11 protein-coding genes are annotated in these 16,577 nt (G+C 65.9%); 3 read left to right on the top strand and 8 right to left on the bottom strand.

Annotation, left to right across the window (positions count from 1 at the left end; translation table 11 throughout):
- Positions 1–227: 227 nt before the first annotated feature.
- Complete coding sequence (locus I8J29_RS31810; protein WP_208851293.1) at positions 228–1,835, top strand: hypothetical protein; 1,608 nt, start codon at positions 228–230, stop codon at positions 1,833–1,835.
- Positions 1,836–1,903: 68 nt separating this feature from the next.
- On the opposite strand, the gene I8J29_RS31805 is transcribed toward I8J29_RS31810, so the two are convergent.
- Positions 1,904–2,761 carry a hypothetical protein gene (locus I8J29_RS31805; RefSeq protein WP_208851292.1) on the bottom strand — a complete coding sequence of 286 codons (858 nt, stop codon included), beginning with the start codon at positions 2,759–2,761 and terminating at the stop codon, positions 1,904–1,906.
- A gap of 254 nt (positions 2,762–3,015) precedes the next feature.
- On the opposite strand from I8J29_RS31805, the gene I8J29_RS31800 reads away from it, so the two are divergent.
- Positions 3,016–3,879 (top strand): chemotaxis protein, encoded by an 864-nt coding sequence (locus I8J29_RS31800; RefSeq protein WP_208851291.1) that lies wholly within the window; start codon positions 3,016–3,018, stop codon positions 3,877–3,879.
- A 287-nt stretch (positions 3,880–4,166) separates the two neighbouring features.
- On the opposite strand, the gene I8J29_RS31795 is transcribed toward I8J29_RS31800, so the two are convergent.
- Entirely contained in the window at positions 4,167–5,033 is an 867-nt protein-coding gene (locus I8J29_RS31795; RefSeq protein ID WP_208851290.1) for a patatin-like phospholipase family protein, read from the bottom strand.
- 435 nt (positions 5,034–5,468) lie between these two features.
- Positions 5,469–8,819: a DUF5107 domain-containing protein gene (locus I8J29_RS31790; RefSeq protein ID WP_240546629.1), complete on the bottom strand. Its 3,351-nt coding sequence runs from the start codon at positions 8,817–8,819 to the stop codon at positions 5,469–5,471.
- Between the two features lie 188 nt (positions 8,820–9,007).
- Between I8J29_RS31790 and I8J29_RS31785 the strand changes: the two genes are divergently transcribed.
- Positions 9,008–9,895, top strand: coding sequence for an AraC family transcriptional regulator (locus I8J29_RS31785; protein ID WP_208851289.1), 888 nt, complete (start codon positions 9,008–9,010; stop codon positions 9,893–9,895).
- 284 nt (positions 9,896–10,179) lie between these two features.
- On the opposite strand, the gene I8J29_RS31780 is transcribed toward I8J29_RS31785, so the two are convergent.
- The 5 genes from I8J29_RS31780 to I8J29_RS31760 all read right to left on the bottom strand — a co-directional run.
- Positions 10,180–12,276 carry an alpha-galactosidase gene (locus tag I8J29_RS31780; protein WP_338113324.1) on the bottom strand — a complete coding sequence of 699 codons (2,097 nt, stop codon included), beginning with the start codon at positions 12,274–12,276 and terminating at the stop codon, positions 10,180–10,182.
- A 239-nt stretch (positions 12,277–12,515) separates the two neighbouring features.
- A complete protein-coding gene (locus I8J29_RS31775) occupies positions 12,516–13,334 on the bottom strand; it encodes a carbohydrate ABC transporter permease (RefSeq protein ID WP_208851287.1) in 819 nt (272 codons plus the stop codon).
- Positions 13,334–14,212: a carbohydrate ABC transporter permease gene (locus I8J29_RS31770; protein ID WP_208851286.1), complete on the bottom strand. Its 879-nt coding sequence runs from the start codon at positions 14,210–14,212 to the stop codon at positions 13,334–13,336. The genes I8J29_RS31775 and I8J29_RS31770 overlap by 1 nt, the downstream gene beginning before the upstream one ends.
- A gap of 79 nt (positions 14,213–14,291) precedes the next feature.
- Entirely contained in the window at positions 14,292–15,662 is a 1,371-nt protein-coding gene (locus tag I8J29_RS31765) for an ABC transporter substrate-binding protein (RefSeq protein ID WP_208851285.1), read from the bottom strand.
- Positions 15,663–15,775: 113 nt separating this feature from the next.
- On the bottom strand, positions 15,776–16,577 hold an 802-nt coding region (locus I8J29_RS31760), incomplete at its 5' end, for a helix-turn-helix domain-containing protein (RefSeq protein WP_208851284.1).

Below are 16,577 nucleotides of genomic sequence, written 5' to 3'. Positions count from 1 at the left end.
GCGCCCGCGATCCCCGCCGCTCCCGCGCCGCCCGCCGCTGTCGCTCCCGCCGCCGTTCCCGCCCGGCCCGCGGCTTTTCGGTTTTCCGCCACCGTACGCACGCCCCTTCGTCCCGATGTCTCAGTTGGTTAATAATTGCCGCCGTTTACGACCCGGTTAGTTATTCATCGCGCGGCCGCGCCCGGCTATACTGATGTCATTGTCCCTATTATAAAGGAGGAAGCGAAATGGAAGCTATCATGCGATTGGGAGCGCCGGACGCCGTGCTGGCGCGGTCGGAAGAGGGCTGGCGGGCGCTCGGAGGCAGCGGCGGCCGCTGGACGGCCAAAGGGCTGGCGGTCTCTCTCGCCGAATCCGGCGGCGCGTTCGCGCTGGAGCTCGAGGCGCCGGAGCATGCCGTACGCCAGCTCAAGCTCCGCTGGAACGCGAAGCAGGAAGGCCGCCCGCTTATCCTGGGCGACCACTGGGAGCGCGGCTACGGCGAGCTGGAATGGCGCGGCATCGTGCCGGAACGGGTGCTGCCGTGGTACTTCCTGCGGCATGACGGCGCGCGCACGGCGGGCTTCGGGGTGAAGACCGGCCCGAACGCGTTTTGCTACTGGCAGCTCGACGCCGACGGCATTACGTTCACGGCGGACGTGACGAGCGGCGCCGAGGGCGTCCGCCTCGGCGCGCGGAAGCTGCTCGTCGCCGAGCTGCTGCACGATCCCGGCGAAGAGGGCGTCTCCCCGTTCGAGGCGGCGCGGCGGTTCTGCCGGCTCCTGTGCGACCGGCCCGTCCTGCCGAAGCAGCCGGTCTACGGCGGCAACAACTGGTACTACGCGTACGGCAACAGCTCGCACGAGGAAATTTTGGCCGACTCGCGGTTCATGTCCTCGCTGTCCGCCCATCCGACGAACCGGCCGTACATGGTCATCGACGACGGCTGGCAGCTCGTCAGCGGCGGCGGCGCGTGCAACGGCGGACCGTGGGTCGGCAACGCCAAGTTCCCCGACATGGCGCGCCTGATCGACGACATGAAGGCCGCCGGCGTCAAGCCCGGCCTGTGGTGCCGCCCGCTGCTGACGGCGGAGGACGTGCCCGCGGACTGGATCCGCTACGAAGGCAGCGGCGGCCACGTGCTCGACCCGAGCGTGCCGGAGGTGCTGGAGCATGTGCGCGCGTCCGTCGCCGCGATGGCCGGCTGGGGCATCGACCTGCTGAAGCACGATTTCACCTCGTACGACCTGCTCGGCCAATGGGGCTTCACGATGAAGTCGCGGCCGCACTCGCTGAAGCCGTCGTTCCGCGACCGGTCCCGGACGACCGCGGAGATCACGCTGGCGCTGTACCGGACGATCGCCGAAGCGTCCGGCCAAGCCGACGTCATCGGCTGCAACACGTTCAGCCATCTGTCCGCGGGCTTGTTCGAGATTCAGCGCACCGGCGACGACACGAGCGGCCGCTGGTGGGAGCGCACGCGCTACATGGGCGTGAACACGCTGGCGTTCCGCATGCCGCAGCACGGCACCTTCTACAGCCATGACGCGGACTGCGTCGGCCTGACGCCGGACGTGCCGTGGGCGCTGAACGAGCGGTGGCTGCGGCTGCTGGCCGGCAGCGGCACCCCGCTGTTTGTCTCCGCCGCCCCGTCCGCCGTGACGAAGGAGCAGGAAGCCGCGCTCCGGCGCGCGTTCGAGCTGGCCGCGGAGCCGCTGCCCGCCGCCGAGCCGCTCGACTGGCTGGACAATACGTGCCCGTCCCGCTGGCTGCTGAACGGCGAAGTGACGTCGTTCGCCTGGAACGACGTCAACGCGGAGACGCTCGAAGAGAAGGAGCACGGCTGGTGGCTGTAAGCTCCCGCGCGGAACAAGGCCGGGCGGGGTCTTCGTCTCGATGACCGCGGCCGGCTTTTTTTCGGGTCTCACCGCCACGCTTTCGCCGGCGGCCCTTTGCGCAGATGCCGGTTGATCGCGTCCCCGGCCAAGAGCATCAGGAACATCGTGACGAACCGGAACGCGAAATCCCACCAGCCCCGGCTCAGCAGAATGCCGGAAGCGGCCAGAATCCCGTCGACGCCGAGCACCGCGGCAGGCCCGAGCACATAGATAAGCCAGCGCATGCCCCCGCGCTGCAGAAGCAGCCCCGTGAAGAAGACGCTGATCGCGATGCAGTAGGTCGAAGAGAAGGCGATGTTGTCGTGCTCCCGGTTCCCGAACCAATGCACGTTGTAAGCTCGCCCTGCGAGGAAGATGATTTCGAGGGCCTGCGGCGACGTAAACGCCCACTGGATCATCATGATCGTCACCGCATGGATGAACCCCCGCTGCGGCCGCATGATCCGGGCGAACCACAGCTTCGCCGCCCAGAAATAGAAGACGAGGCCGATCGACGTGTACCACGTCCGCCACCAATAATGCTTGTAAATGCCGATGCGGACAAAGAACCACTCCACCGCGGACATCGCCGCGATCGCGGCCAGAATGGGCATCCACCCCTTGCGGAACACGGCGATCGCCACCGCGATCGCGGGCAGGATCATCGCGTTGGACACGATCGCGCCGGCCAACTCGTCGTAATACGGTTTGTCGCGGATGAGCCGCGGCTCGTAGCTGTAGCTCCCGAACAGGATGAAAATGACGTATTCGATGCCGTAGCCGAGTCCGCTCATGCCGAAATAGAGCAGCACGCTCCGTTTGTTGCCCGATTTGAAGTAGGTATACAGGAGCAGCGCGACACTGATCACGATAAGGCCGATATACCAGACCGAATGGTCATTCATGGCTGCCATTCCCTTCCGCCACGCCGAATAAAACATAGGTTGCGCAAAATGGGCGGATTTTATCGGCCGGGCCGGACGCGCTCGGAGCTTTCTCTCGGAGCCGAAACGGAACCGATCTGCCCGGAAACCTGCCCCGCGTTTGCGGAGATTTTGTAAAATCGCGCGCCGCTCTTGTCAATCCGCGTCTAAACCCGTCGTCCGCCCGAATAGGATGGAAGACGGGAACAACAGACCTGCGTTCGGGAGGCGGCGGCATGCGGATCGCGGTCGGCATCGTGCACGGCATCGGGCAGCAAACCGGTGATTTTCATACGGCTTTCGCGGAGAAGCTGCAGGAAGCGATGGTGCGGCTCAATCCGCGGGTCCGGCTTGTCGTGGAGGGCATCTACTGGGGGGACATCACGGATTCGCTGGAGAAGAAGCTTTGGGAGCGGACGTCGGCAAGCCGGCTGCGGTGGAACGAGACCTTGAAGCTGCGCGCGTTCGTCGTCAATTATTTGGGCGACGCCATCGCCTATCAGGCGATTCCGAAGACAAGCGACCCCTGCCCGCACGATTACATCTACGACGACATCCACGAGCGGTTCGCCCAGCAGCTGCAGCGGCTGTCGCGCCGGGCCGGCGACGGCGCGCCGCTCTGCATCGTTGCTCACAGCCTCGGCACGATCATCGCGAGCAATTACTTCTACGATCTGCAGTATCGCAAAATGCGGCCCAAACCGGCCGAATTCGTCCGGTCCTGCCGTTCGCGGCTGGTCGGCGGGGAGACGCTGACCCATTTCTACACCGTCGGCAGCCCGATCGCGCTGTGGACGATGCGCTTCGAGCATTTCGGCTTGCCCATCTCGGTGCCCGCGCCGGCGCTGCGGCCGCTCGGCATCGGGGAATGGCTGAACTTTTACGACCGGGACGACATCATCGCCTACCCGCTCAAGGGCTTGAACGCCGAGTACGCCGCGGCCGTCACGGAAGACGTGGAGGTGCGCTGCCCCGGTCCGCTGGGCTGGACGCCCGCTTCGCACGGGGGGTATTTCAAATCGAAGCCCATGCTCCAGCGCATCGTTCAATCGCTCGACCGAATGTCGCGGACCGTGTCTTGCGGGCTGCCGGATCGGTAGGGGAGCATGGCGGCGGCATAAACCGGCTCTGCCTGGGATAAACCCGGCTTTCGCGGTGCCATACTATACGGAATCTACGGAATATCGAAAATACGGGGCAGAGCGGTATGGCGAAATCATCGGGGCGAGCAGCTGGGCTGCTGCGGGGCTCCTATGGGAAGACTGGCCTGTTCCTGCTGCCGCGGCTGCACGTCAAGCAACCGCTGCCCGCCTACGCGGTCAGCGCGGCTTGTTTCCTTACGCTTCTGCTGACGGACGTCGTGCCCGTCCGGCAGCGCGTCCCGCCGTTATCGGCCGACCGCGGCTTCCGACCACGCCCGGAGCGACGGCAGCAGCCGTTTGGCGTCCTCGTACCCTTGCCAGTACAGCGCGTCGAGCTTCGCGGCGTTCTTCTCCATCCGGCCGACCTCGAGCGGCCGCTGGGGCCGAATGACGAAGACGTTCCCTTGCGCTTCCTGCTCGCGAATATACGCGGTTTGTCCATTGTAAATCTGGTGGCGGCGCAGCATGACCTTCACGAACGCCGGAAACTTGCGGTAGACGCGCCGCACGATCCAGGCGAACCGGTTCGCCGACTTCAGGTAGCCGTCGTCCCGCGTCAAGACGACGACGTTGCGCTTCATCCCGTCCTTCTCCGCCTGCTTCAGCGGAATCGGATCCGAGATGCCGCCGTCGAGCAGGCGGCGCCCGTCGAAATCCACGATCGGGGCGATGAAGGGCAGCGAGCTGGACGCCCGGAGCACCGTCAACACGTCGAAATCCGGGTCGCTCTTGCGGTAGAAGACCGTCTCCCCCGTCACGACGTCCGTCGTCGCCGCGACGAGCTCCTCGGGGCTCGCCGCGAACGCCCCGAAGTCGAACGGCACCAGCCTGTTCGGAATTTCGTCGAAAATAAAGTCCATCCCGAACATCTGCCCCATGCGGAAGTAATTCCCCCACGAGATGTACCGCTTGTCCGTCACCATGTCGACGTTCACGATCTTGTTCCGGCCCTTCTGGCGGGACAGGTAGCTCGTCGCTACGCAGGCGCCGGCCGATACTCCGACCGTATACGGAAAGTACACGTTCTGCTCCAAAAAATACTCCAGCACGCCGGCCGTGTACATCGCCCGCATGCCCCCGCCTTCCAACACCAATCCGATCGCGTCCATCAACGTGCTCCTGCCCCTTTTCCCTCTTCAATCGTTTTGCCGGATTAACTACAGTCATTTTACCTATGCGAAATCGGCGCGTCAATCGGGCTGAAAGGGAATGAAAGCGCGACCATTGCCAAAACGGACGGCCGTTCCGAGGCATGCGGACGCATCCGCCGCGGCCCGTCCCCGAGCCGCCCGGCGATGCGCCGCCACGGACAAGCGCCTTGCGCCGATTCCCGAGCGGACGGCGAGCGCGGAAAGCCGGCCGCTCCCCGAGGGGAACGGCCGGCGGCCGCGCATGCCGGCGCTTTGGCGGCGCGGCTTCGTCTATCGGTCTATTCGCACAATCCACGGTGAGTCCGCGCGCCTTGGCGGCGCGGCTTCGTCTATCGGTCTATTCGCACAATCCACGGTGAGTCCGCGCGCCTTGGCGGCGCGGCTTCGTCTATCGGTCTATTCGCACAGGCGGCGGTGAGTCCGCGCGCCCTGATGGTTCGCTTCCAGCCGCAGCGCGGCGTCCAGCTGCTCCTTCGCCTGCTCGTAGCGGCCGAGGCCGATGAGCCCGAGGCCGATCATGTAGCGGCAGTGGATTTCGCCCCGCTTATTCAAGTCGTCCTCGAACACGAGGAAGTCCGGCAGCGACACGGCGAAGTAGTCGAACTTCACGTCGTCGCGCAGATGCTTCTCGCCGTAGTCGACCAGCTTGTTGAAGCGGCGGTTCGCTTCGCGCTCGCTGCCGAGCTGCAGCCATGCCATGCCCTGGTAAAAGATCATATCCGGCGGCTGGTCGTTGTAGTACATCGCGCTGGCCGGTTCCTCGAGCCCCTGCGACGCGGCGCGGAAGTGCTCCGCCGCCTCTTCGGGGCGGTTCAGGCCGAGATACGCGCAGCCTAGATAGTAATATACGTTGTTCTCCTGCGCGCCGGCGAGCTTCCCTTCCCCGAGGTTCTCGGGGTAGACGAGCGCTTCGTTCAGCAGCGCGACCGCGTCCTCGAAGCGGCCTGCGTCCATCGCCCGCTTCGCGAGCTCGACGCGCGTCAGCACGTGCTGACCGGTCGCCTTGCCCTCGCCGCCCTCCCACGGATGGAACTGGCGCGCGGCGAGCGCGGCGGACGCCTCCTCGTGGAGGCCGAGCGCGTTCAGCAGCGCGACGCGCTCGAGGTACAGATCGTCGCGCTTGTTCACGAGCTCGGGGTGGCGCTCCAGCTTCCCGAACCGGACGTCCGCCTCGGCGCCGAGCTTCTTGTAGAGCTGATCGAGCTCGTAGAACACCCGCGCGTCCCCGTCGTTCAGCGCGAACGCCGTCTCCAGCGAGCGGAGCGCCGCGTCGGCGTCGCCTAGCTTGTTATAGTACGCGAGCGCGAGATTGCGGTGCGCCGTCGCGAACGAGGCATCCTGCTCGCGCGAGGCTTCCCAGCAGGCGACCGCGTCCGCGTGCCGCTTCTTGTCGTACATCCAGTTGCCCAGGTAGTAGCGGGCGCGTCCGTCCGTCTCGTCGGCCCGCGCCGCGCTCTCGAGCACGAGAAGGTCGAACAGCGTGTTCGGGAAGCAGTAGTCCGCGCTCGCGGCGCGTCCCGCCCGGCGGCAAGCCGCCGCCTGCCCGGCATCGCCGGCCAGCTCGTGCAGGTAGCCGAGCGCGTAATGCACCATCGGGTACGCGTCCGCTTCCGCGCTCGGCGCGAGCCGTCCGAGCACCGCGATCGCTTCGGCGAGCAAGCCCGCTTCGGCGTAATCCGCGGCAAGGTTCAGGTAGTTGTGCGCGTCGCCGCGCATGAGCCGCTCCAGCTCCGCCGACACGGCCGCGGAGCGGACCGGATCGCCGAGCTCGGCAGCGGCGAGCGCCAGCTCCCAGGCGGCGCCGAAATCGGCGACGTCGAGGCGCAGCGTCTCTTCGGCGTAGGCCGCCGCTTCGGCCGCCCGGCCGAGCTTGCGCAGCAGCGCCGCGTGCAGATGGCGCGACTTGTAGTTGCGCGTATTGCGGACGAGCGCGCGGCCGGACAGCTCGAGCGCCTCCTCGTACGCGCCCCGCCCGCTGGCGATGCGCGCCAGCGAGAAGTAGCCGGCGTCCTGCCAAGCGACGGACCAGACCGCCTTGTAGAAGGCGGCGAACGCTTCCTCCTGCCGGCCCTGCAGCTTCAGCGCGAGGCCGAGCTGGTAGAGCGCTTCGCTGTCGTACGGATTCGGGTTGCGCCACGTCAGCGACTTGACCGCCGTCCGGAAATGGCCTTCCGCTTCCGCGAACAGCCCGCGCCGCAGCAGCAGCGTGCCGTAGGCGACGTTGATCCGGATGTCGGACGCATCGCGCTTCAGCCCTTCGAGGTAGTACGCTTCCGGCTCGAAGGTCGCGTGGCGGTACTGCTCCAGATGCAGGCCGGCCAAGTACAGCTGCTCGTTCGTGCGCAGCTCCGCCGGCTCCGGCAGCGGCTTCGCGGCGTCCGGCACCTGCTCGATCGACGGCTTCGCGGGGCGGTACGAGACGAGGACGCGGCCGTTCGCGTCGCGGACGGTCAGCGTCAGCTCGTGCGCGCGGTCTCCGTCGTCGATCGGCACGATCGACTTGAACGTCGACGTCGGCGACAGCTCGACCGCCGCGTTCAGGTATTCGCGCTTCGCGCCGCGCAGCTCGACGACCGCGCCCGCGAAGACGGACGTCGCGTACGCCATGACGGTCGCCTGGCGGGTCGCCTCGTCGACCTCGAGGTTGACGGCGGCGTCGATCGTCGCGTTCTTGACGACGCCGATGTCTTTATACGGCATGAAATACTGCTTGAACGACTTCTCCTCGTACGGCTGCAGCCACGTGAAGTCCGGCTGGTTGTCGGTGTAGACGCCCGTCATCAGCTCGATGTACGGTCCGTCCTCGTCCGTCAGGTTGCGGTCCCACGCCTGGCCGAACTCGCCGTTGCCCCAGGTCCACTGCTTCTTGCCCGGCGAGATATGATGGTTGGCGACGTGGAGCAGTCCGGCCTGCACGCCGTGGTCGTAGCCGCCGACGAAGTTGTAGTCGGACTTGTACGCCATGTACGACGTCGGCACCGGGATGTTGCGGTAGCGGGAGATGTCGACGCCCGCGGAATAATCCATTTTGTAATAAGTGCCCGTGGCGATCGGGAAGCGCGAGACGTCCCGCTTGCCGTGGTCGAACACGGCCGTGACGTCCGGCGGGAACACCGACTGCGTATGGTCGTTGACCGCGACGGCCGGGTTGGCCCACCAGAGGAACGTCTGCGGCACCGGCGTCCGGTTGTAGAGCTGCGCCGAGATTTCCAGGTACGCCTTGCCGGGATGCAGCGTGAAGCCCGCCGTTACCTTCGTGCCGTACATCCGGTCGATCTCGCTGACCCAGACGGTCGCGCTGCCGTCGGCGTTCCCGGCGATCCGGTATTCGACCGGGCCGTACGTGTTCGGCCGGTGATGCTGCGGCCAGTTGAACTCGATGCCGCCGGAGATCCACGGGCCCGCGAGCCCGACGAGCGCCGGCTTGATGACGCGGTTATAGTAGACGAAGTCGTAGTCGTTCGTTTTGTCGAGCGCCCGGTAGATCCGTCCGCCGAGCTCCGGCATGATTTCGATGCGCACGTATTCGTTTTCGAGCACGGCGACGGCGTACGTTTGAAGCTTCTTCTCGTCCTCGATCTTGTCGATCACGGGATGCGGGTAGACCTTGCCCGAGCTGCCCTGATAGACGCGCTTCTCCAGGAACATCGGGTTGCGGTCCGGCTCCCCGATGCCGTACGTCGGGATGGCGACCGCCTCTTCCCACACCTTCACGGCCGGTTTGACTTGCGCTTGCGGCTGCGTCAAGACGCATTCCTCCTTCGATGGTTCGTATGCTTTAACAATACGCCGCGAAGCCGCGCGTTCCAATTCACGAAATTCGGTTTATAATGGAGGATATTCGGATTTCAATAATTAAAAATCGCCGCAGCAGGCTTTCATAACGGCATATCATGCACGATGTTCTTATTTTTACGAATCGAGGCGACCCGATCATGGAGGATCCCCGCAAGCCCGAAGGCTTTCCCGAGCAGAAGCTGTACGTGCTTCCCGCCTACCAGACCGAAGAGCTGGCGCGCCACCCGCTCACGCGCGGCCTGTTCGTCAGCGACATCGGCGTGTTCCCGCACGCGGAATACCATTACCGCGAACGGCCGGAAGGCTGCGACAGCCACATTTTCATCTACTGCTTCGCCGGGGCGGGCTGGCTCGAGCTGGACGGCCGGACGCAGCCGGTCGGCGAAGGGACGCTCGCGGCCATTCCGGCATGGGCGCCGCACCGCTACGGCGCGGACCCCGCGCGGCCGTGGAGCATCTATTGGTTCCACCTGAAAGGCGCGCACGTCGCCGAATTCGTCTCGCTGTACGGCCTGGACGCCGGCCCCGTCAGGCTGCCCGCGCGCGTGCAGGCCGACTGGGCGGCCGAATTCGAACGGGCGTACGCGCTGCTCGCGGACAAGCCGTACTCGATGCCCGTGCTCGTCCACGTCTCGCAGGCGCTCGGGCAGCTGCTCGGCCGGATCGGCCTCGGCGTCGGCGGCTCGGCGCGCGACCGCAAGCGCGATTCCGATCTCGAGCGGGCGGTCCGCTATCTCGCCGAACGGCTCGGCGAGAGCGTCGGCCTGCCGGAGCTCGCGGCGCACGCCGGGCTGTCCAAGCAGCATCTCATCTACCTGTTCAACCAGGAGACCGGCTTCCCGCCGATCGAATATTTCCTGCGGATGAAAATGCAAAAGGCCGGCCAGCTGCTCAGCCTGACCGGCCTGACGGTGAAGGAGATCGCCGCCGCCGTCGGCATCCCGGACCCGTATTACTTCTCCCGGCTGTTCAAGAAGCGGATGGGCGTGCCGCCGACGGAATACCGCAATGCGCCGAAGGGGTAAGCCAGGTACGCAAGCAGCCGGCCGAAGATAACGATCGGCCGGCCGAGCGCCCCGTCATCGCGGAGTGACTGGCCGAAGGAGTAACGAGTCGGAGCGAATGTCCGCCCGGAACAGTGGGCACGCCGGGGCCGCGCCCCGCTTCCGGCGCGCGCCGCCCCCCTGCGGCAGTTCGCGTCCCACGCGCCCGACGCCAAAAAGAGCTTGCCGCCCGCGGTCGCGTCATGCGACCGCAAGCGGGCAAGCTCGTTCCCCCTAATCGCTTGTCCGTCCGGGACGTTCCCGGCCTACAGCCGCTTCAAGCGCAGCAGCGTGCTGCCGTAATCGCCGCGCAGCGTGAGCGGCACGCCGGCGCCCATGAGCGTCGCGCCGCGGCGCAAGACCGGCTCGCCTCCGTCCCGGCTCACCTCGTAGCTCGCCTCCGCGTCCAGCCCCTGCAGGCGCAGCCGGCGCTCCGCCGCGCCGAAATGCTGCGACTGCAGGAACGAGAAGACGACCGCTTCGCCGCCGTCCTCGCTCACGTACTGGTACGCGGCCACGTTGGAGCGGCCGAGCGGCTCCAGCCGGTACAGCGCGCCGTTCAGCACGGTGCCGCGGATCTCCTTGTACAGCGCGACGAAGCCGCGCGCTTCCGCCATCTCTTCGTCGCTCCACTTGCCGATGTTCGCCCCGATGCCGAGGCCGCCCATCATGGCGCTGCGGAACCGGTACGAGAGCGGCAGGCTGCGCCCGTTGAAGCCGCTCGGCGACTCCGTCACCCAGCACATCATGACGGACGGGCTGTACGCGTACGCGAAGCCCTCTTGAATCGCCAGCCGGTCGCGCGCGTCGGTGTTGTCGCTGATCCACGCCTGGTCCGCGAAGCGCAGCATGCCGAGGTCGATCCGGGCGCCGCCGCCGGCGCAGGTCTCGAATTCGACGCGCGGGAAGCGCCGCCGCAGCTCGGCCCAAATCTCGTACACGTGCTCGACGTGCTTCTGCCAGACCGGCAGCCCCGCTTCGGACGAGCCCGGCTCCGTGACGGTGCGGTTCATGTCCCACTTGATGAACGCGATGTCGTGCTTCTCGAGAAGCTCCGTCATGAAGTCCAGCACGAACGCCTTCACCTCCGGCAGGCCGAGGTTCAGCAGATGCTGGTTGCGCAGCTGCGTGCCCTCGCGCGTCGGGAAGCGGTAGATCCACTCCGGATGCGCCCGGAACAGATCGCTGTCGGGGTTGACCGACTCCGGCTCAACCCAGAGGCCGAACTCCATGCCGAGCCCCTTGACCTCGTCGATAAGCGCCTGCAGCCCGTTCGGGAACTTCTCCGGGTTGACCTGCCAGTCGCCGAGACCCGCGCGGTCATTGTTGCGCGCCCCGAACCAGCCGTCGTCGACGACGAACCGCTCGACGCCGAGCGCCGCGGCCCGGCGGGCCAGCTTGATCTGTTCGTCCGCGCGGACGTCGAACTCGGTCGCTTCCCACGAGTTGTACAGCACCTTGCGCGGCCCGCGCGCCGGCAGCACGTGCGCCCGCTCGTACGCGTGCAGCTGCCGGCTCATCGCGCCGAAGCCGCCGGCCGTGAAGCCGCCCGCGAACGTCGGCGACGTGTACGACGCGCCCGGCGCCAGCAGAAACGCGCCGTCGAAGTCGTTGATCCCGCCGACGATCCGCAGATGGCCGAACGTCGATTTCTCCGCGACGATCTTCCAATTGCCGCTCCAGCCGAGCGCGCCGAACCAGACCCGGCCGTGCGTCTCGTCCGCCCGGCCGTCGTCGATCGCGAACCACGGATTGGCGTGCGGGCCCGTGAAGCCGCGCCGCGACTCCAGCACCTTCTTCCCTTCGGTCAGCACCGTCGTCCGCAGCTGGTATTCGCCCGCCCAGCGGCCGGACACGTGCGTCATCCGGTAGTCCGGCAGCCCCTGCACGGACCAGACGGCCGCCATGACCTGCTCGACGCGGACCGGCTGCGCCTCGCCGTTATGCACGCGGACGAACCGCTCGACGATGTCGTGCTCCGGGTACGCCTTGTAGTGCACGTCGACGCGGAGCGCGTAGTGCCGGTCGGCCAGCCGGATCGTCAGCTCGTCCTCGCCCGTCCGCTCGTAGCCCGCGTAATCCAGCTTCAGGTCGCGGACGCCGTCGCCGAATTCGACCTTCAGGCCGGGCTCCGCGTAGTGGCTGCCGCCCCAGCCGCCGAATTCCTCGGTCTCGCGGTCCACGTCCGCGTCGAACGAGCTGTGCGAGCGCCCCTTCAGCAAGTCGGCGCATTCCGCCGCCTCCACGTGCTCGCCCCAGTAGACGTGCTGCACCGTGCCCTTCCCGTTGACGCCGAACAGATACGAGGTCCGTTTCGTGCGGATCTCGAACAGCTTCGCTTGCTCCAGAACTTGAATCGGCAATGTTAGCTCCCCCATTTCGACTGCATGATTCGCGCGTGCGCGTTCGGAACATTTTAGCCTCAGCGCCACCCGGAAAGGAAGCAAAAATTTTGTGCGGCCGATGTTCAACTTTTTGCAAGAGCCGGCCCGGAACGCGAAAAAGCCGGACGGCGCAAGGCTTGGCGCCCTTTGCCGTCCGGCTTGATGACCTAAATGTTTAACCGCATGAACGAGTCGAGACGCCTCGCGTTCCTTCGGGATCAGCCCTTGATCGCGCCGGCCGCGATGCCTTTGATGATGAAGCGCTGCATGAACAGGAAGAACGCGACGATCGGAATCATGCCCATGACCGCGTAGGCGAAGGCGAGGTTGAGGTCGCTGCTGTACTGCCCGAAGAAGAAGTACTGCTGCAGCGGAATCGTCCGGTAGCTCTTCTCCTGCAGGTAGAGCAGCGGCAGCAGAAAGTCGTTCCAGATGTACAGCGCGTTCAGCACGAGCACGGTGGCCGTGACCGGCTTCAGCAGCGGCAGGATGATCCGGGCGAAGATGCCCGGCGTCGAGCAGCCGTCGATCCGCGCCGCTTCCTCGATCTCCCGCGAGATGCCGCGCACGAAGCCGGTGTAGAACAGCACGCCCGACTGCACGCCGAAGCCGCCGTAGATGAGCATGATGCCCCAGTGGCTGTTCAGGAGATGCAGCGACTTGCCGAGCTTGTACAAGGGCAGCATCGTCACCTGGAACGGCACCATCATGCCGGAGAGGAACAGCAGGTAGACGAGGTTGTAGAACGGCTTGCCGCCCCGGGCGATCGCGTAGCCGCTGAGCGCCGAGACGACGATGATCAGCGCCACCGACAGCACCGTGACGATCAGGCTGTTCGTGATGGCTTCCGGGAATTTGGACGTCTCCCACGCATGGGCGAAGTTCGCGAAGTCGAGGCTGCCGGGCAGCGCGTAGAACGAATCGAACGTCTCCTTGGCGGACTTCATCGCCATGAGCAGCGACACGTACAGCGGGAACATGAACACGGCGGCGAGCAGCAGCACGACCGCGAACACGATGATTTTGGCGCTTCGCATCAGAGATCCACCTCCCGTCTTCTGAAGATGGATACCTGCACGACCGTGACGATGACGAGCACCGCGAAGAAGATCATCGACATCGCCATGCCGTAGCCGGCCTTGAACGACGAGAACGCGGTCTTGTAAATAAACGTCGTGATGACTTCCGTCGAGAAGCTCGGGCCGCCGTTCGTCGTCACGTAGACGAGGTCGAACACTTTGAGCGCGCCCGTCAGCGTGAGCAGCATGTTGATTGTGATGGACGGCGCGAGCAGCGGCAGCGTCACGTTGCGGAACGCGCGGAAGGCGCCCGCCCCGTCGATCTTGGCGCTCTCGAGCAGCTCGCCCGGGATGCCCTGCAGCCCCGCGATGTAGATGATCATCGGCGGGCCGATGCCCTGCCAGACGGCGACGACGATCAGCCCGAACAGCGCGTAATGCGGATTGCCGAGCGGGCTCGTCACGTCCATGCCGAGAGCGGCGAACAGCTTCGGAAACCCTTGGCTGTAGTTGTAGCTCCAAATGTAGCCCGCCAGCACGACCGACAGGACGCTCGGCAGGAAGAACATCGTCCGGAACAGGTTGCGCAGCGGCAGGTAGCTGTCCAGCAGCAGCGCGAACAACAGGGAAATGACGTTGACGATGACCGTCATGATGATCGCATATTTAAACGTGTTGCCCAGCGCCGTCCACAAGGAGGCGTCCTGGACCGCATTCACGTAATTGTCCCAGCCCACGTACGTCAGCTTGCTCGAGATGCCGTCCCAGCTCGAGAACGAGTAGCGCGCCCCCGTAACCAGCGGGACGATGACGGCGAACGTGAACAGCAGCAAGCCCGGCACGAGAAACAGCACGTACCACATCTCGCGTTTGAACGATTTTCTAAGCGCTTGCATTCCTTACTCCCTCCCCCGGGCCGCGAGCGGCGCGGGCCCCATGCCCGCGCCGCCGGCGATCCGCGATGCCGTTCGTCGGTTATTTGTGGTTCTTGGACACCCAGTCGTCCATGTCCTTGATGATCTGATCCGGCGAGGCGCTGTTGAAGAACACCTTTTGCACGTATTGCGAGAACTGCGTCGTCCAGTCGATCGTCGTCGTGATGTAGGCTTGGGAGTTGTACAGCTGGCCGTTGTCGAAGTACGGCTGCAGGTCCTTGAGCGCCGGCGCGATGTCCGTGCTCGTGCCCTTGACGTAGCTGAGCGTGTTCGTGTTCTTGACCCACGCGTCGCCGCCTTCCTTGCTGGCCATGAACGCCAGGAATTTCAGCGCGGCTTCCTTATGCTCCGACTTGCTGTTGACGGCCAGGGAGGCGTCCGGGTTGAATTCGAGCTTGTTCAGGCTCTCGTCGTTGCTGAACGGATACGGGAAATAGCCCATCTGCGAGTTGTACAGGTCCGGATTCTTCTTCTGGATGTCGGCGAGCGGCCACGTGCCCATATACATCATGGCGGCTTCGCCTTTCGCGAACAGGTCGACCGCGCCGTTGTAATCGACGCCGAGCTGGTCCTTGTTGCCGAATTTGTACAGGTCCTGCGCGTGCGCGATCATCGTCTTCGTCGACGCGGCGTCCGCGAATTTCGTCTCGCCCTTCTCCAGCTTATCGAAGAAATCCGCCTGCTTGTCGACGAGCGCCACGTTGCTCGGCAGATCGCGGCTCAGCCACATGCCGAGCGTCCAGCCGTCCTTCCAGCCGAGCGCGAACGGCGTCTTGCCTCCGTCCTTGATCTTCTGCGCCGCCGCCATGAGCGCGTCGTACGTGCGCGGCACTTCGATGCCGAGGTCGCTGAAGATCTGCTTGTTGTAGAACACCGCGATCGGGCCCGCGTTCAGCGGCATGATGTAGTTCTTGCCGTCCGTCGCCTGATCCTTCAGCACGCTCGCGTCGAAGTTGGCCATGAAGTCCTTGCCCGTCAAGTCTTCGAGGTAGCCGCCGTCGTGGAACAGCTTCGTCTGGCCGCCCGCGTTCAGCGTGAACACGTCGACGATGTCGCCGCCGGCCATCTTCGTCTTGAGCAGCGTGTAGTAATCGTCGTATTTGACCGGCTGCACGTCCACCTTGATGTTCGGGTTCTCCGCTTCGAACTGCTCGACGAGCTTGTTGATGCCGTCCGTGACGTCGCTCTTGAAGTGCATGAACGAAATCGTCACCGGCTCCGAGGCATCGCCGCCCGCCGCGGCGTCGTCCGTGCCGTTTGCCGCGCCGTTGTCCGTCCCCGCCGCCGCGTTCGCATTCGTCGATGCCGTATCGTTGCCGCCGTTGCTAGTGCCGTCGCCGTTGCTGCCGCACGCCGCGAGCGCCGCCGTCAGCAGCAGGGCGGTCAAGCCGAGACCCAGCTGTCTTTTCATGTGCATATCCCCTTTATCTCCAATGTCGGTACGGCGGAGGCTGTCTCCGTCCTGCCCTTACTGTACCGCCGCGGACATCCTTCGCGTAATAAAATAAATGGTCGGCGCCATGTTCAATTTTTTGCATCCGGGCCCGGCGCGGCCGCGTCGTCGCGGTATTCCGACGGGGTCAGGCCCGTGAATTTCTTGAATACCTGGCTGAAATACCGCTGGTTCTCGTAGCCGACGAGCTCGGAGATATCGTTGATCTTCAGCTCCGAGCCGCGCAGCAGCTCGCACGCCTTCTCCATCCGCTTGCGCGTCACGTACTCGATGAAGTTCTCGCCGGTGACGGCCTTGAACTGCTTGCTCAAGTAGCTGGCGTCCATGTGGTAGCGGGTCGCGACGTCGATCAGGCTGACGTCCTCGAAATAATGGGCGTCGAGGTACGCCGCGACGTCGCGCACCGGGTTCGGCGCATCCGCGGCCGGCCGGCTTCCGAGCCGCTCCTCCACCGCCGCCGCGAGCGCCTCGACGAAGCCGCGCGCGCCGGCTTCGCTCAGCACGGCGTCGGCCGCGCGCGGCGCGAACGCGTCCGCTTCGGCCCGCTGCCCGAGGCCCGGCATCTCGCCGCTTGCGATGTCCGCCAGCCGGCGCAGCTCCCGCTGGGCGCCTTGGATCGTCAGGCCCGGCGCCGCCTCGATGCGCCGCAGCAGCTCGCCGAGCGGCGGGCCCGCGGTCGCGGCCCCGCCGGCGGGCTGCTGCTGACCGGAAGAGCACACGACTGAACGCCAGGCACCGGGGCGGCGGGGGGGCCGGGGGGGGCGGGGGGGGGGGGGGGGGGGGGGGGGGGGGGGGGGGGGGGGGGGGGGGGGGGGGGGGGGGGGGGGGGGGGGGGGGGGGGGGGGGGGGGGGGGGGGGGGGGGGGGGGGGGGG

This window comes from Paenibacillus artemisiicola (genome assembly GCF_017652985.1).
In the GTDB taxonomy this organism is placed as follows: Bacteria; Bacillota; Bacilli; order Paenibacillales; family Paenibacillaceae; genus Paenibacillus_Z; species Paenibacillus_Z artemisiicola.
Note: the sequence above shows the minus strand (reverse complement) of the source record. Positions and strands in the feature narration are given on the sequence as shown.